This is a genomic window from Terrabacter sp. Soil811, from assembly GCF_001429655.1.
Lineage (GTDB): Bacteria > Actinomycetota > Actinomycetes > Actinomycetales > Dermatophilaceae > Terrabacter.
The window spans coordinates 329,229-350,391 of the sequence record NZ_LMSX01000001.1 but is presented as its reverse complement, the minus strand read 5'-3'; the positions used below and the strand labels follow the sequence as shown (position 1 = coordinate 350,391).

The 21,163-nt window shown below is 72.5% G+C and carries 17 protein-coding genes and 1 tRNA gene; 13 read left to right on the top strand and 5 right to left on the bottom strand.

Annotated features, from left to right (window positions below):
- Positions 1-60 precede the first annotated feature (60 nt).
- Together ASH01_RS01595 and ASH01_RS01590 are read right to left on the bottom strand one after the other, a co-directional pair.
- The gene (locus ASH01_RS01595) at positions 61-864 is read right to left on the bottom strand and encodes an ABC transporter permease subunit (RefSeq protein WP_056770552.1); all 804 of its coding nucleotides are present in this window, start codon (positions 862-864) and stop codon (positions 61-63) included.
- Positions 861-1,913 (bottom strand): ABC transporter ATP-binding protein, encoded by a 1,053-nt coding sequence (locus ASH01_RS01590; RefSeq protein ID WP_235509496.1) that lies wholly within the window; start codon positions 1,911-1,913, stop codon positions 861-863. Before ASH01_RS01590 ends, ASH01_RS01595 begins: the two co-directional genes overlap by 4 nt.
- A gap of 247 nt (positions 1,914-2,160) precedes the next feature.
- On the opposite strand from ASH01_RS01590, the gene ASH01_RS01585 reads away from it, so the two are divergent.
- Positions 2,161-3,567 carry a hemolysin family protein gene (locus ASH01_RS01585; protein WP_056770544.1) on the top strand — a complete coding sequence of 469 codons (1,407 nt, stop codon included), beginning with the start codon at positions 2,161-2,163 and terminating at the stop codon, positions 3,565-3,567.
- Complete coding sequence (locus ASH01_RS01580) at positions 3,564-4,601, top strand: hemolysin family protein (RefSeq protein ID WP_056770541.1); 1,038 nt, start codon at positions 3,564-3,566, stop codon at positions 4,599-4,601. The genes ASH01_RS01585 and ASH01_RS01580 overlap by 4 nt, the downstream gene beginning before the upstream one ends.
- A gap of 28 nt (positions 4,602-4,629) precedes the next feature.
- Here the strand turns inward: ASH01_RS01580 and ASH01_RS01575 are convergent, their stop codons facing one another.
- A complete protein-coding gene (locus ASH01_RS01575; protein WP_235509495.1) occupies positions 4,630-5,379 on the bottom strand; it encodes an ASCH domain-containing protein in 750 nt (249 codons plus the stop codon).
- Positions 5,380-5,425: 46 nt separating this feature from the next.
- Positions 5,426-6,253 (bottom strand): class I SAM-dependent methyltransferase, encoded by an 828-nt coding sequence (locus ASH01_RS01570; protein ID WP_056770538.1) that lies wholly within the window; start codon positions 6,251-6,253, stop codon positions 5,426-5,428.
- Positions 6,254-6,360: 107 nt separating this feature from the next.
- On the opposite strand from ASH01_RS01570, the gene ASH01_RS01565 reads away from it, so the two are divergent.
- The 11 genes from ASH01_RS01565 (at position 6,361) to ASH01_RS01515 (ending at position 20,003) form a co-directional block, all read left to right on the top strand.
- Positions 6,361-6,435, top strand: a tRNA-Arg gene (locus ASH01_RS01565).
- 202 nt (positions 6,436-6,637) lie between these two features.
- Positions 6,638-7,432 (top strand): DALR anticodon-binding domain-containing protein, encoded by a 795-nt coding sequence (locus tag ASH01_RS01560; protein WP_056770535.1) that lies wholly within the window; start codon positions 6,638-6,640, stop codon positions 7,430-7,432.
- 2 nt (positions 7,433-7,434) lie between these two features.
- Positions 7,435-8,853, top strand: coding sequence for a diaminopimelate decarboxylase (lysA, locus tag ASH01_RS01555; RefSeq protein WP_056770532.1), 1,419 nt, complete (start codon positions 7,435-7,437; stop codon positions 8,851-8,853).
- An 84-nt stretch (positions 8,854-8,937) separates the two neighbouring features.
- The gene (locus tag ASH01_RS01550) at positions 8,938-10,254 is read left to right on the top strand and encodes a homoserine dehydrogenase (protein ID WP_200959014.1); all 1,317 of its coding nucleotides are present in this window, start codon (positions 8,938-8,940) and stop codon (positions 10,252-10,254) included.
- Complete coding sequence (gene thrC, locus ASH01_RS01545; protein WP_056770530.1) at positions 10,254-11,348, top strand: threonine synthase; 1,095 nt, start codon at positions 10,254-10,256, stop codon at positions 11,346-11,348. The genes ASH01_RS01550 and thrC overlap by 1 nt, the downstream gene beginning before the upstream one ends.
- Before the next feature lie 4 nt (positions 11,349-11,352).
- A complete protein-coding gene (locus tag ASH01_RS01540) occupies positions 11,353-12,330 on the top strand; it encodes a homoserine kinase (RefSeq protein ID WP_056770527.1) in 978 nt (325 codons plus the stop codon).
- 272 nt (positions 12,331-12,602) lie between these two features.
- A complete protein-coding gene (gene rho / locus ASH01_RS01535) occupies positions 12,603-14,804 on the top strand; it encodes a transcription termination factor Rho (RefSeq protein ID WP_056770525.1) in 2,202 nt (733 codons plus the stop codon).
- 118 nt (positions 14,805-14,922) lie between these two features.
- Positions 14,923-15,324, top strand: a complete 402-nt coding sequence (locus ASH01_RS01530; RefSeq protein ID WP_020142958.1) for a response regulator transcription factor — start codon at positions 14,923-14,925, stop codon at positions 15,322-15,324.
- Between the two features lie 13 nt (positions 15,325-15,337).
- Positions 15,338-16,396 (top strand): HEAT repeat domain-containing protein, encoded by a 1,059-nt coding sequence (locus ASH01_RS01525; protein WP_056770522.1) that lies wholly within the window; start codon positions 15,338-15,340, stop codon positions 16,394-16,396.
- A complete protein-coding gene (locus ASH01_RS01520) occupies positions 16,393-17,841 on the top strand; it encodes a glycosyltransferase family 2 protein (protein ID WP_056770519.1) in 1,449 nt (482 codons plus the stop codon). The genes ASH01_RS01525 and ASH01_RS01520 overlap by 4 nt, the downstream gene beginning before the upstream one ends.
- A complete protein-coding gene (locus ASH01_RS01515) occupies positions 17,838-20,003 on the top strand; it encodes a sensor histidine kinase (protein ID WP_056770517.1) in 2,166 nt (721 codons plus the stop codon). The genes ASH01_RS01520 and ASH01_RS01515 overlap by 4 nt, the downstream gene beginning before the upstream one ends.
- Positions 20,004-20,053: 50 nt before the next feature.
- Here the strand turns inward: ASH01_RS01515 and ASH01_RS01510 are convergent, their stop codons facing one another.
- A complete protein-coding gene (locus tag ASH01_RS01510) occupies positions 20,054-21,025 on the bottom strand; it encodes a hypothetical protein (protein ID WP_156415367.1) in 972 nt (323 codons plus the stop codon).
- Between the last annotated feature and the right edge of the window lie 138 nt (positions 21,026-21,163).

Here is a 21,163-nt window from a genome sequence, read left to right as displayed (position 1 = left end):
CCACAGGGCTGGCCCTCGGGGACGCTCTCGAGTATCGCCCGTGCCCGATGGAAGCCCGCGTCAGCTGATGTCGGCGCGCAGCGTCCGCCACGTGCCGAGACCGGCCATCACGGCGGCATACGCCATGAGCACGAGCGCGCCCGCCCACCAGGAGAGCTGGGCGACCGGCTGACCGTCGAAGCCGCCGCTCGTCGACTCGAGCATCGCGCTCGTGGCGCGGCTCGGTAGGTAGGGGGAGATGCTCTTGCCCCAGTCGGTCAGGGCGAGCACGAGCCCGAGCACCGGCTCGACGATCCACGCCACGGCGACGGAGATGAGCAGCGCGGCGACCTGGTTGGGGATGAGGATGCCGGCGCCGAGGCCGATGAGGGCCCACAGGCCGAGGACGAGCAGGGAGAGCGCGAGGGTGCGCCAGATCGCCGGGTCGGCGAACGGGGCGACACCCTTGGACGTCAGCACGAGGGTGCCCGCGCCGACGGCGCCCGCGAGCGAGAGCAGGCCGTAGAGCACGCCGATCGCGAGCAGCGAGATGACCTTGGCCGCCATGACGCGACCGCGCCGGGGGATCGCCAGGAAGGTCGCGGTGATGGTCTGGTGGCGGTACTCCGAGCCGATCGTGAGCACGCCGATCGACAGCGTCAGGAGGTAGCCGACCTGCAGGCCGCCCGTGAAGACGGCCTTGGCGATGGCGACGTCCGTGGTGGGAGCCGCCGCGGCCTGAGGGCCGCGCAGGGCGTCGCTCGTGAACACGAACGCGAAGAGGACGGCGAAGGCGGCGCCGCTGACGAACACGGCGATGGCCATGCCCCACCAGAGGCGCGTCGTGAAGAGCTTGCGGAGCTCGGCCCGCACCGCCGCGGTCATCGCAGGTCTCCTTCGCGGTCGGCCTGACCCGCCACCGGCGTGGGCTCGGTGAGCAGGGCGGGGTCGATCGGGGGTCCGCTCGGCGGCGGGAGGTCGGCGGGCACGCTGCCCGCTGCGTTCGTGTCGAGCCCCAGGTTGCGGTTGCGGTGCGCGTCGTTCTCGGTGAGGTTGAAGAAGAGCTCCTCGAGGTGCGTCTGCTCGCTGCGCAGCTCGTGGATCGCGACGTCGCTGGCGTGCGCCACGTCACCGACCACGGCGAGGTCCTCGGTGGTGACGCGCAGGCCCCGCCCGCTCGGCGTGACCGTGAGGCCGCGACCGCGGAGCGCCTCGGACAGGCGGTCGGGGTCCGACGTGCGGACGTAGGCCGTGGGCTCGCCACGCAGCTCGGCGACGGTGCCCTGGGCGACGCGCTGGCCGTTGGCGATGATGACGACGTCGTCGACCGTCTGCTCGACCTCGGAGAGCATGTGGCTCGAGATGAGCAGCGTGCGACCCTCGTCGGCCAGGTGGCGCAGGAAGCCGCGCAGCCAGCGGATGCCCTCGGGGTCGAGGCCGTTGGCCGGCTCGTCGAGGATGATGACGCGCGGGTCGCCGAGCAGGGCGCCGGCGAGCCCGAGCCGCTGGCGCATGCCCATGGAGTAGCCGCCGGCCCGCTTGCGGGCGGCGGCGGGGATGCCCACGAGCTCGAGGAGCTCGTCGACGCGCGAGTCGGGGACACCGGCGACCGCAGCCTGCACGCGCAGGTGGTTGCGCCCCGTGCGGCCGGGGTGGAAGTTCGTCGCCTCGAGGGCGGAGCCGACGACGGTGAGCGGGTTGGGGATCTCGGCGTATCGGTGGCCGTCGATCGTCGCCGTGCCGTCGGTGGCCCGGACGAGGCCGAGCAGCATGCGCAGGGTCGTCGTCTTGCCGCTGCCGTTGGGCCCGAGGAAGCCAGTCACGCGTCCCGGCTCGACGTCGAAGTCGAGGTGGTCGACGGCGGTGAAGGAGCCGAACCGCTTCGTCAGACCGCGCACCTCGATGTGCCCGGTGAACTCCGGTCGTCCGTGCACCACCGTGCTCCCTCCGTCGGCCCACGTGGGCGCCACGACCCCCGCCGTGATGCGCCCAACTCAACCACACCGCGTACCCGGTCCACACGGAGGTCGCAGCGAGCGGTCCGCGCCGCCGCGGGCCGGTGCGCGTCCCTATAGTTGGGCGCACCATGACCTCCCTCCGCGACCAGGGTCCGGCCACCCCCGCCACCAGCCAGGTCACCCCTCCCGTCACCGCGGGCGCCCCCGGACGGGTGGCCCGGCCGTGACCGAGTGGCTCCTCGTCCTCGGCGCCGTGCTGCTCACGGCCGGCACCGCGCTCTTCGTCGCGGCCGAGTTCTCCCTCGTGGCCCTCGACCGGCCCACGGTCCAGCGCGCCATCGACGAGGGTGACTCGCGGGCCCGTGTCGTGCTCCAGTCGCTCAAGCAGCTCTCGACGCAGCTGTCGGCGGCCCAGGTCGGCATCACCATCACGACCCTCGTCGTCGGCTACCTCGCGCAGCCCTCGATCGGGGTCCTCGTCGCCGGGCCCCTCGAGGCCGTCGGTCTCGGCGCCGGTGCGGTGGAGGCCGTCTCGAGCGCCCTCGCCCTCCTGCTGGCCACGATCTTCTCGATGGTTTTCGGCGAGCTGCTGCCGCAGTTCCTCGGCATCTCCGCGCCGCTCGGGACGGCCAAGGTCGTGGCCCTGCCCGTGCGCGTCTTCGCCGTCGTCGCCAAGCCGCTCATCATCGTGCTCAACGGCTCGGCCAACGCCTTCCTCCGCGCGCTCGGGATCGAGCCGCAGGAGGAGCTGTCGGGCGCACGCACGCCGCAGGAGCTCGCGAGCCTCGTCCAGCGCTCCGCCGAGGCCGGCACCCTCGACGTCACGACCGCACGCATGCTGACCCGCTCGCTCGGTTTCGGCGAGCGCACGGCCGACGACGTCATGACGCCGCGCGTGCGGTGCACCGGCATCCACCGTGAGGAGTCCGCCGACGACGTGCTGCGGCTCTCGCGGCGCACCGGGCACTCGCGCTTCCCGGTCCTCGGCGAGGACTGGGACGACATCGACGGGGTCGTCCACGTCAAGAAGGCGATGGCCGTGCCGCACGAGCGGCGCAAGGACGTGCCCGTCTCGGCGCTGATGTCCGACCGCCTCGTCGTCCCCGAGACGATCCGCCTCGACCCGCTCCTGCGCGAGCTGCGCGAGGGCGGCTTCCAGATGGCCGTCGTCGTCGACGAGTACGGCGGCACGTCGGGAATCGTCACGCTCGAGGACGTCGTCGAGGAGATCGTCGGTGAGGTCTCCGACGAGCACGACCGCAGCCGGCAGGGTGGCCGCGAGCTCATCGACGGGTCGTGGACCGTCCCCGGACTGTGGCGCCCCGACGAGGTGCGCGACGCCTTCGACGCCGACGTCCCTGACGGGTCGACCTACGAGACGATGGGCGGCTTCGTCATGACGAGCCTGGGCCGGGTGCCCGTCGTCGGTGACGTCGTCCGGCTGCCTGGCTGGCGCATCAACGTCGTCGGCATGGAGGGGCGCCGCGTCGACCGGCTGCGCTTCGTGCCCGACCCGGAGTCCCTGCCGCCCGGCGACGGCGAGGACGCACGTGACGCATCCGCCGCGTCCGGCCTGCCGGACCGGGCCGGTCGTGTGCCGTCTGCCCGGGAGACGGGGGAGCGGTCGTGAGCGGCGCCTGGGTCTACGTCGTGTCGGTGTTCCTCCTGCTCGGCAACGCCTTCTTCGTCGGCGCCGAGTTCGCCGCCATGGCGGTGCGACGCTCGACGCTCGAGCCGCTGGCCGATGCGGGCAGCAAGCGCGCCCAGTCGTGCCTGCTCGCGCTAGAGCGGCTCGGGTCGATGCTCGCGACCGCCCAGCTCGGCATCACCGTGTGCTCGGTCGGGCTCGGTGCGCTGGCCGAGGCGGCGCTGCACCACCTGCTCGAGCCGATCTTCCACGGCTGGGGGCTCTCCGACGCCTGGGCGAGCGGCGTGGCCCTGGCGCTCGCACTGCTCATCGTGTCCTACCTCCACGTCGTCGTCGGCGAGATGATCCCGAAGAACCTCGCGATCGCGGGTCCCGACCGGGCGGCGCTCGTCCTCGTGCCGGCGCTCTTCGTCATCGCGAGCGCGCTGCGCCCGATCATCCACGCCATGGAGGCGATCGCGAAGGCGCTCGTGCGCCTCTTCCGGGTCGAGCCCAAGGACGAGATCACGTCGGCGTTCACCGCCGAGGAGGTGGCGCACATCGTCGGGGAGTCCCGTCGCGAGGGCCTCATCGAGGAGGAACGTCACGGCCTCGTCGCCAAGACGCTCGAGTTCTCTGACAAGCGCGCCCGCGAGGTGGCGGTCGACGTGCGGTCGCTGACGACCGTCGAGCTGGGCGCGACGCCCGCCGACATCGAGCGCCTCGTCGCCAAGCAGGGCTTCTCCCGCTACCCGGTCCGGGACGCCGCGGGCGAGATCGCCGGCTACCTCCACCTCAAGGACATCCTCTACGCGGACGACGAGCGTCATGAGCAGCCGATCCCGCCCAAGCGGGTCCGCCGGCTCGCCACCGTGCGCGCGGACGACGACATCGAGGACGTGCTCGCCACGATGCAGCTGACGGGCGCGCACCTCGCACGCGTCATCGACGACGACGCCGCGGTGACGGGTGTCGTCTTCCTCGAGGATGTCCTCGAGGAGCTCGTCGGCGAGGTCACCGACACGACCCAGCGCTGACCGGCCGCCGGGGTCGAGCCCATCGTGCTCAGCCGGGCTGCCGCTCCAGCCACTCGAGGTATGCCGTCCCGCGCGGTGAGAGCTCGTAGCCGACGTCGTGGCTGATCGTCAGCCCGAGGGCCTTGAGCTTGCGGATGTCGACCTTCATCGGGAGCAGCTCGACGCCGCGCAGGGCCGCCAGCTCCTTCAAGACGACGTGCGGGTTGTCGCGGATCCACTCGAGGATCTCGCGGGTCCACGGACCGGTCGGCCGCGCATCGAGCCGTCGGAGACGAGCCGCGATGTCGCCTAGCGACTCGTCGTCGGGCAGGCTCTCGCGCAAGGCGATCCGCGGGTCCTCACCGGCCCAGCTGAGCCGGATGCGGTAGACGGTGTCACCGCCCTTGCCGCCTCGAGGTGAGGGCAAGCGCTCCCTCGGGGCGAGGAACCGCTGGAGGGACGCGAGGTCCTTGACGCCGGCCGTGCGCGCGTCGCGCTCGGTGAGCTTGTCCGGGTCCCGCACCCGGCTGACGGCGTCGAAGCGGACGAGGCCGGCCGGGGTGAGCTGCAGGCCGCCGACCTTGACCCGCGGGGCGTCCCACCGGCGGAAGGCCTGCGTCACCGTGCCGGCACGGATGGCTTCGGCGACGGGCTTGGAGATGAGCACGACCTCATCGTGGCACGTGCCGGCCGGCAGTGGCGCGCCCGCGCAGCCCCACGCATACGTCCTCGTGCGCCGTGCTGCGGGCGATGGTCGGGGGCGGGCGGCCTTGCGGATGAACGCGATTCCGGGGTGCACGTGCAACTCCGCCACGTCCGGCAGCACGAGCACGCCGGACGGGGCGCTATCGACGGACGGCCGTCACACACGCCATCGGCACGGTGAGCTCGAGAGCCCCCTGCTCGGCTGCGACGGCGTCGAGCCTGGCCGCGACGTCGGCGAGCACGCGGTCGGCCTCCGTATCGGGCACGACCGAGCGCCAGCCCGGCACGAAGCCGAGCCGGACGAACCAGTGGGCGAACAGTGCCTGCCCGTCGGCGAAGCGCATCCGGAAGACGTCGGTCGCGACGTCGACGACGTCGAGGCCCGCCACCGTCAGCTGGTCGGAGACCGATGCGACGGTCGCGCGGTGCTGCTCCTGGGCGTCGAGGGCGTGGCGGTGGTCGTCGAGACCGAGGTCGGACAGCGCGCTGCGGTAGGCGGCGTACACCTGCTCCATGTGGCCGACGAGGTTCGTCGTCGTCACGAGTCGTCCCCCGGCGCGCAGCACGCGCGCACACTCATGGAGCACGGCCGGTGGGTCGTCGAGGTTGTTGATGCCGAGGTTGGAGACGACGAGGTCGACGGACGCATCCGGCAGCGGGAGGTCCTCGGCGGAGGCCACGACGACGTCGACGTTGGTCAGTCCGAGGAAGGCCACCTTGTCGGCGAGGCGCTCCATGGCCGCCGCCCACGGGTCCACGGCCGTGACCCGGGACTCGGGCCCGCAGCGCTGCGCGAGCTCGACGGTCACGAACCCGGTGCCCGCGCCGACGTCGACGACGCTCTGCCCCCGGTGCAGCGGCACCCGGGCGAGCAGCATCAGCCCGAACGGCGCCGACCAGAGCGGCAGCTCGTCGTAGTGGGCGGCCACCTCGGGAGCGGACCAGTCGATGTCCTCGTGGCTCGTCACCCGGCCATCGTCGCAGCGGCAGGGCGTCCGGGTGGCCGACGCGGGGGTGCATTCCGCGTCCATGGCGGTCTGCTGCTAATCTCACCGGGCGCACGAAAGTGCGTGCCGCCCCCGTAGCTCAGGGGATAGAGCACCGCCCTCCGGAGGCGGGAGCGCAGGTTCGAATCCTGCCGGGGGCACCAACCGACACGAGGCCTTGAGAACGCGCGAAGCGCCGTCTCAAGGCCTCGTGTCGTCCGTGCCCACGGCAGCTTCGGGGAGGCGGCCTCCGAGGAACGAGGAGGACGTCGGAGTCCTGACGCGGGCCGCCCTCGGGCAACCAGGGGCATCCGGGGCATCCGGGGCATCGAGGGAGCCGCAGGACGGGCTCGTAGACTCGGCCGCATGACGCCGGAGCAGCTGCGCGCCCTTCTCGAGGAGGTCGCCGCGCAGGCGGCCCGCACCGGGGAGCTGCCCGACGAGGCGCAGGCCGGTCCACCCGCCGGGCCGCTCTTCCGTCCCACCGACACCCGCGTCGCCGGCGTCGTCGCCGACTGGGTCACGCCGGTCGCCCAGCGGTGGGCGCCGCAGATCGACCTCGAGCCGCGGGACCTGGCGCGCGTGCTCGCCCAGGGGCTGACCCGCCAGAAGTCGGTCGCGGCCGTCGAGGTGGCACCCAGCGGCCTCATCGCCCTCACCCTCGAGGACTCCGCGAGGTCGGCGATCGTCCCGCTCGTCATCGATGACCAGGACCACTACGCCCTCGCCGCGGGCGAGCATCGGCACGACCTCGTCGAGGCGCCCGGCTCGCGGCTCGTCAACGATCCTGTCCGCTCTGCCCAGCTCGCGCACGCCCGGCTCTGCCGCATCATCCGCAACGCCGAGGCCGCGGGGGTCGACCGGCGTCCGTCGACCCGGCTCGGCGAGCTGACCCACGTGGCCGAACGCCACCTGCTCGTGGCCCTCGCGGACCTGCCGCAGCGCCTCGCGACCCACGTCGGCGACGAGGTCCAGCAGCGTCGAGCCGTGACCGACCTCGCGGCGCTCGCCGACGCCTGGGACCACCCGGTGCGACCGACGGTCGTCGGGGTGCACCCGCAGCCCGTCCACGGGGCTCGGCTGCTCCTCGCCGACGCCGTCCGCATCGTCTTGCGCAATGGACTCGCCCGCCTGGGCGCGGCGGCCCCCGAGAGGATGTAGTCATGCGCGCACACGAAGCAGGAGCGCTGCACGCGGAGGGCTATCGCGGCCCCGCGTGGCTCCAGACCCCCGTCGACGTCAACGCCCTCGTCCCGTCCCTCTGGGCGACCTCCGTCGGTCGGGGCGCCGACGGCGTCCTCACGGTCGGTGGGATGAGCGTGACCGAGCTAGCACGCGAGTTCGGCACCCCGGCATACATCATCGACGAAGACGACTTCCGTTCGCGCGCAAGGGATTTCAAGCGGACGTACGCCGAGGTGTTCGACGGGCTGTCGGGTGGGGCCGACGTGTTCTACGCCGGCAAGGCCTTCCTCTGCACCGAGGTGGCGCGGTGGGTCCACGACGAGGGCCTGCACCTCGACGTCTGCACGGGCGGCGAGCTGGCGGTGGCCAAGCGGGCCGGCGTCCCCGGCGACCGGATCGGCCTGCACGGCAACAACAAGAGCGTCGCCGAGATCCGCGACGCCCTGGACTACGGCGTGAGCCGCATCGTCATCGACTCCTTCGACGAGATCGAGCGCGTCGCAGCGGTCGCCGCCGAGCTCGGCGTCGTCGCACCGGTCCTCATCCGCGTCACGGTCGGGGTCGAGGCGCACACGCACGAGTTCATCGCGACGGCCCACGAGGACCAGAAGTTCGGGCTGTCTCTGTCCGGCGGACACGCCTTCGAGGCCGCCCGTCGCATCCTCGACCAGCCCGAGTCGCTGCGCCTCCTCGGTCTGCACAGCCACATCGGCTCGCAGATCTTCGACACCGCCGGCTTCGAGGTGTCGGCCCGCCGCATCGTCGGGCTGCACACCCGCATCGCGCGCGAGCTCGGCGTCGAGCTGCCCGAGCTCGACCTCGGCGGCGGCTTCGGCATCGCCTACACGACCGAGCACGACCCCCTGCCGCCGAAGAACCTCGCGGCCGGCATGGCCGAGATCATCGAGCGCGAGTGCCGTGCCGAGGAGGTCGCCGTGCCGCGCATCTCGATCGAGCCGGGACGCGCCATCGCGGGCCCCACGACCTTCACGCTCTACGAGGTCGGCACGGTCAAGCCGGTCGACCTCGACGGGGGAGCGGAGCGCGTCTACGTCTCCGTCGACGGCGGCATGAGCGACAACGTCCGCACGGCGCTCTACGACGCCAACTACTCGTGCACGCTCGCGAGCCGGGCCTCGACCGCACCTCCCGTGCTCGCCCGCGTCGTCGGCAGGCACTGCGAGAGCGGCGACATCGTCGTCAAGGACGAGTTCCTCCCGGCCGACGTCGGCGCGGGTGACCTCATCGCCGTCCCCGGCACGGGCGCCTACTGCCGCTCCCTGTCGAGCCAGTACAACCACACGCCGCGCCCACCCGTCGTCGCGGTCCGTGAAGGGGTCGCCCGGGTCATCGTGCGGCGCGAGACCATCGACGACCTGCTCGCCCTCGACGTCTGATGGATCTGCAGATCCTGCGCCACGGATGTCCGGATCGCGAAACAATGACCGTCCAGCACCCGGACAGGCGGCAGGATTCGCACCGTGGACAGCGCCGTGAGTGACACCCAGCCGTTGCGCGTCGCCCTACTCGGGGCAGGCGTCGTGGGCGGAGCCGTCGCGCGCCTGCTCACCGAGCACGCGGACGACATGGCCGCGCGTGTCGGCGCGCCGCTCGAGATCGTCGGCATCGCCGTGCGTCGCGCCGGCCGGGACCGCGCCGCCCTCGGGGTCGACGCCGGCCTCTTCACGACCGACGCCGAGGACCTCGTGACCCGGGCCGACGTCGTCGTCGAGGTCATCGGCGGCATCGAGCCGGCTCGTTCGCTCATCCTGCGCGCGATGGAGCACGGCGCCTCGGTCGTCACGGCCAACAAGGCGCTCCTCGCCGAGGACGGCCCGGCCCTCTATGACGCCGCGGCCCGCCACGGCGTCGACCTCTACTACGAGGCCGCCGTCGCCGGGGCGATCCCGCTGCTGCGCCCCCTGCGCGAGTCGCTCGCCGGTGACGAGGTGCGCAAGGTGCTCGGCATCGTCAACGGCACGACGAACTACGTCCTCGACAAGATGGACACGACCGGGGCCGGTTTCGCCGACGCGGTCGAGCAGGCCCAGGCCCTCGGCTACGCCGAAGCCGACCCGACCGCCGACGTCGAGGGTTTCGACGCCGCGGCCAAGGCCGCCATCCTCGCCTCCCTCGCCTTCCACACCCGGGTCTCGGGCACCGACGTCTACCGCGAGGGCATCACCGAGGTCTCGGCGGCCGACGTCGCGGCGGCGCGCGAGATGGACTCCGTCGTCAAGCTCCTCGCGATCTGCGAGCACACCGACAAGGGCGTCAGCGTCCGCGTGCACCCGGCGATGATCCCGCGCTCGCACCCGCTGGCGGGGGTCCGCGAGGCGTTCAACGCCGTCTTCGTCGAGGCCGACGCCGCCGGTGAGCTGATGTTCTACGGGAAGGGCGCCGGCGGCGACCCGACGGCCTCGGCGGTCCTCGGTGACCTCGTCGCCGTCGCGCGCCACCGCGTCGGGGGTGGCCTCGGGCCGGGGGAGTCGAGCTACGCCGACCTGCCCGTCCTGACGATGGGCGACGCGCAGACGAGGTACCACATCAGCCTCGACGTCGAGGACCGGTCGGGTGTCCTCGCCCAGGTCGCGGCCGCCTTCGCCGACCACGACGTGTCGATCGAGACGGTGCGCCAGCAGCTCGTGCCCGCCGGCGACGGCGAGGCGGCCAGGGCCAACCTCATCATCGTCACGCACACCGCGAGCGACGCCGCGCTCTCGTCCACGGTCGAGCGCCTGCGCACGCTCGACGTCGTCCGTGGCGTCAACTCCGTCATGCGCGTGGAAGGTTCGTGATGGCCCACCAGTGGCGCGGAGTGATCCGCGAGTACGCCGACCGCCTTCCCATGCTCGAGGGCGCGCCCGTCGTCACGCTGCACGAGGGCGGCACCCCGCTCATCCACGCCGAGAAGCTCTCCGAGCGCGTCGGCGCCGAGGTCCACCTCAAGTACGAAGGCCTCAACCCCACCGGCTCGTTCAAGGACCGCGGCATGACGACGGCGATCAGCGTCGCTGCCCGCAAGGGGGCCAAGGCCGTCATCTGCGCGAGCACGGGCAACACGAGCGCGTCGGCCGCCGCCTACGCGACGAAGGCCGGCATGACGTGCGGCGTCCTCGTGCCCGACGGCAAGATCGCGATGGGCAAGCTGAGCCAGGCGATCGCCCACGGGGCCACCCTGCTGCAGGTCGACGGCAACTTCGACGACTGCCTGACCCTCGCGCGCAAGCTCGCCGAGGCCTACCCCGTCGAGCTCGTCAACTCCGTCAACCCCGCGCGCATCGAGGGCCAGAAGACCGCGAGCTTCGAGGTCGTCGACGCGCTCGGCGACGCCCCCGACATCCACTGCCTCCCGGTCGGCAACGCCGGCAACATCACGGCGTACTGGCGTGGCTACCGCGAGTACCTCGCCCAGCCCGTCACCGATGCGCCCGCGGGACCGGCCACCCACCTGCCCAGGATGTGGGGCTTCCAGGCTGCCGGCGCCGCGCCGATCGTCCTCGGCCACCCGGTCGACCACCCCGAGACCATCGCGACCGCGATCCGCATCGGCAACCCGGCGTCGTGGGAGCAGGCCGTCGCCGCCCGCGACGAGTCCGGTGGCCGCATCGAGGCCGTCACCGACGAGCAGATCCTCGACGCCCATCGCTACCTCTCGTCGCAGGAGGGTGTCTTCGTCGAGCCCGGCTCGGCCGCGTCGGTCGCGGGCCTGCTGGCGAGCCACGCCGCAGGGCTCGTGCCCTCCGGGGCGCGCATCGTGTGCACCGTGACCGGCCACGGGCTCAAGGACCCCCAGTGGGCGCTGCGCACCGCCGACGGGAGCGAGGTCGTGCCGACCCGCGTCTCGGTCGACGCCTTCTCGGCAGCCCAGGCCCTCGGTCTCGAGGGCTGACCGCGTGAACCGGGTGCCCGCGGGCCGCTCCGTCAGCGTGCGGGTGCCGGCGAGCAGCGCCAACCTCGGTCCCGGCTTCGACTCCATCGGCCTGGCCCTGGGCCTCTGGGACGACTACGTCGTCACGACGTCCGACCGCGCCGGTCTCGTCATCGAGGTCACCGGCGAGGGGGCTGCCGACGTGCCCACCGACGGGCGGCACCTCGTGCACGCCACGATGCAGCACACGTGGCGCGCCCTCGGCGCCGAGCCGCCCTCGGGGTTGCACATCGCGGCCACCAACGGTGTCCCGCACAGCCGCGGGCTGGGTTCGTCGGCGACGGCGATCGTCGCGGGCGTTGTTGCTGCACAGGCACTTTCGTGGGGTGCCGACGAGACCGAGTATGCCGCGTGGCCGGCTCCCGGTGCCACCGTGCCCGTCGACCTCGGCCTGGCGACGCACCTGTCGAGCGAGCTCGAGGGGCACCCCGACAACGCATCGGCGAGCGTGCACGGCGGCCTCACGGTGAGCTGGATGCCGGACGGCAGTGGCCTCGACCGTGGCGAACGGACCGTCACGGCCCGTCTCGTCCCGCACCCCGACGTCGAGGTCGTCGTCTTCGTCCCGGAGACGCAGCTCGCGACGCGGACGGCCCGCGCCGTGCTGCCGGCCACGGTCCCGCTCGCGGCGGCTGCCGCCGGTGCCGGACGCGCCGCCCTGCTCGTGCACGCGCTGACAGCCGATCCTTCGCACCTGCACGCCGCGACCCGCGACTGGCTCCATCAGGAGGCCCGGCGCCCCTCCTATCCGGCCACGATGGAGCTCGTCGACCTCCTCCGCTCGCACGGGCACGCGGCCGTCGTGTCCGGGGCAGGTCCGAGCGTCCTCGTCCTCACGACGACCGAGGCCGCGGGCGACGTGCAGTCCGGGCACCTCGCCGAGCGGTGGGAGCGGCTCACGCCCAGGGTGCCGGCCCACGGCGCCACGGTGCACGCTCGCTGAGGCGCGACATTCGTGACCTCCCTCACCCGTGCGAGGGTCCCTGGGTGGTATCCTGAGCCCGCACCACTCGCCGCGACACCGCAGGCCGGTGCATCACCCCCACACTGAGGCGAAATCCTTTGCCTCTGGGCGCGTTCTGCGCCGAAGTGGATCTCAGACGGCCAGGTCACCTGGTCCAAGTCCGGCCCGCTGGAATGTCCCGGGCCGCAAACGAGGGGGAAGGATCCTTCGTGTCAGAAACAACCACCCGTCCGCTCTCTGGCCTGTCGGCCATGAAGCTGGACGAGCTCAAGGGCGTCGCGTCGTCGATGGGCATCACCGGCACGACGAAGATGCGCAAGAGCGACCTCGTCGAGGCGATCAAGGCGCGCCAGTCGGGCGGCTCGTCCGCTCCGGCTGCATCGACGCCCTCAACGGCGTCGACGGCATCGACGGGCTCCGACGCCGAGGCCCCCACCGAGGCCGCCACCGAGGCCGCCCCGGCCCGCGCGTCGCGCCGGGTCAGCCGCCCGGCGGGCTCGGCCACGACGGCCGAGTCCTCCACCGAGTCCTCCACCACGACCTCCATCACGACCTCCACCGAGTCGGCCGGCCAGGCGCCCGCCGAGGATCGCGCCCAAGGCCGTGACGAGGCCCCGACCGGGGACCGTGCCCCGCGTGCCGAGCGGGGTGCCCGCGGCTCCCGTGAGAACCGTGCGGCGCGTGCCGACGCCCAGGACTCCACCTCGTCCGAGCGGTCCGACGCCGGCGACCACCAGGCGTCCGAGGGTGACGACCACGAGGGTCGTCAGCGCGACCGGGGTCGCGGACCGCAGTCCGACCGCGGTCAGCAGGGCGACCGTCAGCAGGCCGGCCGTGGCGACCGCGCGGACCGTCAGCAGGGCGGCCAGCAGTCCGACCGCCAGCAGTCCGACCGCCAGCAGTCGCGTCAGCAGGGCGACCGCCAGCMGGGCGACCGCCAGCCGGGCGACCGCCAGCCGGGCGACCGCCAGCCGGGCGACCGCCAGCAGGGCGACCGTCAGCACGACCGCGGCCAGCAGTCCGACCGCCAGCAGACGCGTCAGCAGGACCGCCAGGACCGTCAGCAGGACCGCCAGCAGCCCGACCGTCAGCAGCCCGACCGTCAGCAGGACCGTCAGGACCGTCAGCAGGGCGACGTGAACGACCAGAGCCGTGGTCAGCAGTCGCCGTACGACGACGAGGGTGGCAGCCGTCGCAGCCGCAACCGTCAGCGCAGCCGGGACCGCAAGCGCGGTCGCGGCCGTGAGGGTGGGCAGGACTGGAACGACGCCGACCTGCAGGTCGGCGACGACGACGTGCTCGTCCCTGTCGGCGGCATCCTCGACGTCCTCGACAACTACGCCTTCGTCCGCACGTCCGGCTACCTCGCCGGTCCGAACGACGTCTACGTACCGCTCGGCATGGTCAAGAAGAACGGCTTGCGCAAGGGCGACGCGGTCACCGGTGCCGTCAAGGCGCTGCGCGACGGCGAGCAGCCCTCGGGCAACGTCGGACGCCAGAAGTTCAATGCGCTCGTCCGCCTCGACACGGTCAACGGCCAGACGCCGGAGGAGGCCGCCAAGCGCGTCGACTTCGGCAAGCTGACGCCGCTCTACCCGCAGCAGCGACTGCGCCTCGAGACCGAGCCCAACGTGCTGACGACGCGGATCATCGATCTCGTCGCGCCGATCGGCAAGGGCCAGCGCGGCCTCATCGTCGCCCCGGCCAAGGCCGGCAAGACGATGATCATGCAGACCCTTGCCAACGCGATCACGACGAACAACCCGGAGTGCCACCTCATGGTCGTCCTCGTCGACGAGCGCCCCGAGGAAGTCACCGACATGCAGCGCGCCGTCAAGGGCGAGGTCATCTCCTCGACCTTCGACCGGCCGGCCGAGGACCACACGACGGTCGCCGAGCTCGCCATCGAACGGGCCAAGCGCCTCGTCGAGCTCGGGCACGACGTCGTCGTGCTCCTCGACTCGATCACCAAGCTGGGTCGCGCCTACAACCTCGCAGCTCCGGCGAGCGGCCGGATCCTCTCCGGTGGTGTCGACTCGGCTGCGCTCTACCCGCCGAAGAAGTTCTTCGGCGCCGCGCGCAACATCGAGAACGGCGGCTCGCTCACCATCCTGGCGACGGCCCTCGTCGAGACCGGCTCGAAGATGGACGAGGTGATCTTCGAGGAGTTCAAGGGCACCGGCAACATGGAGCTGCGCCTGAGCCGCGACCTGGCCAACCGCCGGATCTTCCCGGCCGTCGACATCAACAGCTCGGGCACACGCCGCGAGGAGATCCTCCTCGCGAGCGAGGAGCTGAAGATCATGTGGAAGCTGCGCCGGGTCCTCGGCGGCCTCGACGCGCAGCAGGCCATCGAGCTGCTCATCGATCGCCTCAAGAAGACCCGGACGAACTACGAGTTCCTCACCCAGGTCCAGCAGACGAGCGGCTCCAAGCTCGACGACGAGTCCTGACCGACGACAGATCGGGGACGGTGCCACATCGGCGCCGTCCCCTTTCGGCGTTTCATGGGCTATTCGGGTCAAATGTTCCTAAAATGGACGCATCACCCCGAACCCACCATGGAGAACCATGTCTGCGCCTGCCGGCGACCCCGATGCCAGCCCCGTCCGTGTCCTCGTGGCCGATGACGACGCTGACATCCGAGACCTCGTCGAGTTCAAGCTGACCCAGGCGGGGTATGCCGTCGAGGCCGTCCCCGACGGCATCAGCGCCTGGGAGGCGTTCGCGGCCAACCCGCCGCAGCTGGCGGTGCTCGACGTCATGATGCCCGGCCTGTCCGGCATCGACGTCCTCCGCAAGATCCGCGAGAGCGAGTTCTCCACGGTCCCGGTGCTGCTGCTCAGCGCCAAGTCGCGCGACTCCGACGTCGACACCGGTTTCGCGGTCGGCGCCGACGACTACGTCATCAAGCCGTTCAGCCCGCGTGAGCTGCTCCATCGCGTCAACGGCATGCTCGCCCGGGCCCGATGAGGGGGAGGGCGTCGTGATCATCGGGGCGGCGCTGCTCGTCGGAGCCACGGTCGTCATCCTCGGCGCGTGCGTGCTGCTCATCCTCGCCGTCGTCGCGGTCCGCGCGCGACGACACAGCCGCACCCAGCGCGACGAGATGCTGCTCTCGCCGCTCCGGCCGCCCCTCATCACGGTGGCCTCGGGTGAGGACGACGACGGCGCGGCCGCAGAGCAGCTGACGTGGGCGACCGGCGTCTCTCGCACCGTCCTCGACCGCAACATCGTCGAGATGCTGACGAAGATCCGCGGTGTCCCCGCCGAGCAGCTCGTCCACGTCCTCGAGGTCCACGGCGCCGTCGACGCGGCGGTCGCGCAGATGTCGAGCCGCTCCACCGTCAAGCGCGCGCGGGCAGCCCAGCTGCTGGGCCTGGCCCGCGCCGGGCACACGGTCCCGCTGCTCGTCGAGGCCCTCGGCGACGAGGCCGTCGAGGTGCGCAACAGCGCCGCCTACGCGCTCGGGCTCATCGGCGACCCCGCGGCCGCCGGCCCGGTGCTCGCGGCGATCGGCGCACCCGAGCGCGGGCTGCCTGCGGCCACGGCGGCCGAGGCCCTGCAGTCGATGGGTGTCGGCATCTCGGAGGTGCTGCGCGACGGGATGGCCGCCCCCGACGCCCGCACCCGCATGGTCGCCGCCCACCTCAGTGGCGAACGCAGCTTCACCCGTGGGCTCCCGGAGCTGCGCGGACTGCTCGACGCCGACCCCGACCTGACGGTCCGCGAGACGAGCGCCTCGGCCATCGGCCGCCTCGGCCGGAGTGAGGACGTCGGCATCCTCGTGCGGCACACGGTGCCCTCCGAGCCGCTGGCCCTGCGCCGGGCCTGCGTGATCGCCCTGGGTGACCTCGGTGAGGCGGAGGCGATCCCCGCGCTCGCCGTCCTGCTCGACGACTCGGACCCGCGCCTGGCCGAGCTCGCGGCGACGGCCCTGCTGTCGATGGGTCCCGACGGTCGCGACGCCCTCGCGGGCCACGAGAACGACCCCGCCGTGCGCTCCGCGCGACTGCTGGCCAGCCTGCAGAAGGCGTCTGCATGAGCTGGGACGGCTTCGTCGAGGGGCTGCGGTCCTTCGTCCTGTGGAGCATGGACGTCACGGCGGTGCCGATCATCATCTACTTCATCCTCATCAACACCTCGCTGCTCGTCCTCATCGTGCTGGCCTACCTCGAGTTCCGAGCCCAGCAGCGTCGTCGTTCGACGGCGGTCACCTGGCAGGGAGCGGGCCTGGCCCCCGGGGTGTCGTTGCTCGTCCCGGCCTACAACGAGGAGGCCGGCATCGTCATGGCGGTCAAGTCGTTCCTCACGCTGCGCTACCCGCGGCACGAGGTCGTCGTCGTCGACGACGGCAGCAGCGACGAGACCTTCGCCCGCCTCGAGGAGGCCTTCGACCTCGTCCAGGTCCCGCGCGAGCTGCCGCACGAGATCCCGATCCGGGCCAAGGTGCTCGGCATCTTCGTCCCGCGCGACGGCCGCACCCGCCTCGTCGTCGTCCGCAAGGAGAACTCCGGCCGCTCGGAGGCGATCAACGTCGCCATCAACGCCGCGAGCGAGCCGCTCGTCGCCATGATCGACGGGGACTCCATCCTCGAGCCCGACGGCCTGCTCCACGTCACCCGTCCCTTCGCCGACGACCCGACGCGCATGGTCGCGACCGGCGGCGCCATCCGCCCGGTCAACGGCAGCCGCGTCGTGTCGGGCCGCATCGTCCGCGTCGAGATGCCGCAGACGTGGATCCCGCGCATCCAGCTCGTCGAGTACCTCCGGGCCTTCCTCCTCGGCCGCACCGGGTGGTCGCGCCTCGGCGGGCTCATCCTCATCAGCGGGGCCTTCGGTCTCTTCCGGCGCGACGTCGTCGTCGAGGTCGGTGGTCTCGACCCGAACAGCATCGGCGAGGACTTCGAGCTCGTCATGCGCATCCACAAGCGGCTGCGCGACGAGGGCCGCGACTATTCCATCGAGTTCGTGCCCGAGCCGGTCTCCTGGACCGAGGTCCCCGTCACCGCCAAGGTGCTGCGCAACCAGCGCCGCCGGTGGCACCGCGGTCTCTGGGAGACGCTCTGGGCCTACCGCTCGATGCTCTTCCGCCCGAAGTACGGCCGCATCGGCTGGCTCGCCCTGCCCTACTACTGGCTCTTCGAGCTGTTCGCACCGCTGCTCGAGCTCTTCGGGATCATCATCGTGCCGCTCGCGCTGGCGCTCGGCATCGTCAACGTGCCCTTCGCGATCCTCTTCCTCGTGCTGGCCTACGGGTATGCCGTGCTCGTCACCCTGTCCGCGATGGTCGTCGACGAGTGGGCCTTCCACAAGCACGACCGGTGGCGTGCCATCTGGCAGACCATCGCGGCGTCGGTCCTCGAGAACATCGGCTACCGCCAGGCCACCGTGTGGTGGCGCCTCGAGGGGTGGTGGTCGAGCCTGCGCGGGAAGAAGCACGTCTGGGGAGTCATGACCCGCACGGGCTTCGACGAGGACCCCGCGTGACGGGCGGGCTGCCGGTCGTCTCGAGGCGCTCCGTCGGCAGCCAGATCCGGCTGCTCATCGGCATCCTCGTGATCCTCGTGCCGATCGGAGCCATCATCTCGGTGGCCACGATCCACTCGCAGGGAGCCTCGGTGCGGGCCCTGACGCTCGCGCTCGGGCCGGCCCGCGAGGCCAACAGCGCCGTGCTGCTCGACATGACCCGCGCGGAGGGGGCCTGGCGAGAGAAGGTCGTCGGTGCCCCGGCCCCCCTCGACCCGCTCTCGTTGCGCCCCCGGGTCGAGAAGGAGCTGGCCGTCGTCGAGGCGGGCACGCAGCACGAGGAGCTCGCAGCCGACGACCGGGCCAGCTTCGCACCGCTCGTCGCGGCGCAGCGCGCCGCCGTGGAGGGCTGGTTCACCGCCGCCGAGGCCTCGCTCGAGAACGTCCCCAGCGGACCTCCGGACGAGGCCCCGACGGGACCCCCGCCCAGCACGCCCGGCACCCCCGCGCCGGGGAGCACCGGCACCGCACCGACCACGCCCGAGGCGCGGCAGCGCACCCGGGTCGAGACGGCCTACGCCGCGTTCCTGTCGGCCAACGGCTCGCTGGAGGAGGCCATCCGCTCCCAGCGCGACGCCGCGCGCGTCGAGTCCCGCGAGGCGACCGGCATCACGTCCGGCGTCATCATCGCCGTCGCGGCGGTCGTCGTGCTCGTGCTCATCGCGGCCGGCTTCGGGATGGACCGCGCGGTCGGCCTCCCGCTCGCTCGCCTGCGTGAGGTCGTGCGCCGGCAGGCCGAGGAGGACGTCATCGCGATGGCCAACCAGGAGGAGGGCGCGCTCGAGGTCCGCATGCTCGCGCGCGACTTCAACGACCTGACCCGCGCCAACGCCCGCCTCGTCGACCAGCAGGCCGCGGTGCTCGAGATGCAGGAGCTCGTCCTCGACGTCGGCCGGGGCGCCCGGTCGGCCGTCGACGTCCACGAGGCTCTGCAGCGGGTCACGACCAAGCTCGGCGCCGGCCTGGGCGCCGACCGCGTGCTGCTCTACACCCTCGGCGAGGACGGCCAGACGATCGAGGACCGCCTCCAGTGGCACACCGACGACCTGCCCGACCTGCCGCCGCTCCCACGCTCGCTCGCCCAGCAGGTCGGTGCCGTCAACGACGAGCTCCGCCGCGACGTCGGCTTCTTCGACCTCGGTGACCTCCTCGCCCACCAGGCGTACGACGACGAGAGGGCCCGCGCCTTCCACCGGGCCACCGGGGCCCGGTCCCTGCTCATGCTCCCGGTCGGGACGGGCGGCCGGGGCCTGGGCATCCTCTCGGTGATGATGGTGAGCGCGCCGCGCCGCTGGCACCGCCACGAGATCCAGGCCGCGCAGCAGTGTGCGGCCATCGCCGCCCAGTCGATCGTCGCGCTGCGCCTGTCACAGATGCAGGACGAGCAGGTGCGACGCCTCACCGAGCTCGACCGCCAGAAGACCGACTTCATGGCGACCGTCAGCCACGAGCTGCGCACCCCGCTGACCTCGATCAGCGGCTACCTCGAGCTGCTCGTCGACGGCGACTTCGGCGACGTCTCCGACGGCCAGCACGTCGCCCTCGACATCATCGGACGCAACGCGACGCGGCTGCGCGGGCTCATCGAGGACCTTCTCGTCCTCAACAAGATCGAGATCAGCGGCCTGCAGGCCGTGTCCGAGGAGGTCGCCGTCCGTGACCTCCTGCGCACGGTCACCGAGACGATGGAGCCGGTGGCCGCCGCCGGGGGAGTGCAGCTGCTCTGCACCGACGTGCCCGACGACCTCGTCGTCCGGGTCGACCGTGGACAGGTCGAGCGGGCGCTGATCAACCTCGGCTCCAACGCCGTGAAGTTCACCCCAGAAGGTGGCCAGGTGCTGCTGTCGGCCGAGCGCTCCGGTGACTCCACGATCATCTCCGTGCACGACACCGGCATCGGCATCCCGGCCGGCGACCTCGCGCGCCTGTCCGAGCGCTTCTTCCGTGCCGGCAACGCCACGGCCGCAGCCATCCCCGGGACGGGTCTCGGGCTCGCGATCGTGCGTGCCATCGTCGAGGGCCACGGCGGCGAGCTCGTCATCGCGTCGGTCGAGGGGGAGGGCACGACGATGCAGGTGGTGCTCCCCGTCGCCCAGCCGGCGAAGGTCCCGGCCCGGCGCTGACATCAGGGGGCGGGGCACTCCGGGAGCCGCGCCGGGAGTCCCGAGGATCCTCAGAAGCAGCCGCCCCGGGGGCGGCCCCGCAGCTGCTGCGTGACGGTCCATCCGGTCGCCGGGTCGCGGAGCACGTCCCCGGTCGGCGTCGTCGGCCGCGGCCTCGTCCCGGAGCTCGTCACCCGGGGAGAGCGGGTCTCGCCGGTGCGCGCGTCGAGCGACCAGCGCTCGGTGACCCAGACGGGCTCGCCGGTGACGGCCGCGGCCGTCGTCCGCGGGTACCAGACCTCGACGGCGACGACGTCCCGGCCCGCGAGGCGAACGCTGACGTCCGTCGGAGCGTCGGGTCGCGTGGGCAGCACGCGCCACGTCACCGCGCGGGCAGCGAGGTCGACCCCGAGGACCGAGCCGTCCGAGCCCGGGACGACGACGTGGGTGTCGTCGGCCGCCGCGAGGCGCTGGCCGGACCGGGTGCCCACGGGCAGCGCCACCTCGACCGAGTCCCACGAGCCCGAGTCCGGCGACCAGGCGACGAGCGTCTGCCCGCGGACGCCGACGACCGCGGTGGAGGTCACGACGGCCGACGCGCGGTAGGCACGGTCGGCGTCGCCGTCCACCGGTGACTCCTGCCACGACCAGCCGCCCGGGCCGCCGTCGAGCCGCTCGGCGGCGAGGACGGTGTCACCGTCGGCAGGGGCCCCCACGGCATACCCCTGGACGACGCCGATGACGTCGGCCAGGCCAGTCGGCGTCGAGACGGAGCCGGACGTGACGTCGACGACGTGGGTGGCGTGGCAGCCGACGATGACGACGTGGCCGTTGCTGACGACCGGAGGCTCGCTCAGCAGGTCCGGCACCCTCGTCGTCCAGCGGACGGCCCCCGAGGGGTCGGCGCCGGTGACCGGCCCGGCCTCCGTCGCGGACACCTCGGGACAGTCGTCGAACGAGCAGCCGGCGCCCGAGCACGCCGCGGTCGAGAGCAGCACGGCGACCGCCGCGCGGCGCCCACCCACCCTGCCCCTGACACCCATGCGCGCATCCTCGTCCTCCGCCGGCCCCGTCGTGGAGGAAAGACACTCGAACGCCCCCGATCGATGCATGTCCGGGACGCGTCGTCGCCGCGTCCGGGAGGGGGAATGCCGCGGCCCTCTCGTGCGTTTGGGAGGAGG

Bases quoted from the DNA above. Each gene is read 5' to 3' on its own strand.
- lysA (WP_056770532.1), top strand. From the start codon at position 7,435: ATGCGCGCACACGAAGCAGGAGCGCTGCACGCGGAGGGCTATCGCGGC.
- ASH01_RS01510 (WP_156415367.1), bottom strand. From the start codon at position 21,025: ATGGGTGTCAGGGGCAGGGTGGGTGGGCGCCGCGCGGCGGTCGCCGTG.
- thrC (WP_056770530.1), top strand. From the start codon at position 10,254: ATGGCCCACCAGTGGCGCGGAGTGATCCGCGAGTACGCCGACCGCCTT.
- ASH01_RS01595 (WP_056770552.1), bottom strand. From the start codon at position 864: ATGACCGCGGCGGTGCGGGCCGAGCTCCGCAAGCTCTTCACGACGCGC.
- ASH01_RS01560 (WP_056770535.1), top strand. From the start codon at position 6,638: ATGACGCCGGAGCAGCTGCGCGCCCTTCTCGAGGAGGTCGCCGCGCAG.
- ASH01_RS01530 (WP_020142958.1), top strand. From the start codon at position 14,923: ATGTCTGCGCCTGCCGGCGACCCCGATGCCAGCCCCGTCCGTGTCCTC.
- ASH01_RS01520 (WP_056770519.1), top strand. From the start codon at position 16,393: ATGAGCTGGGACGGCTTCGTCGAGGGGCTGCGGTCCTTCGTCCTGTGG.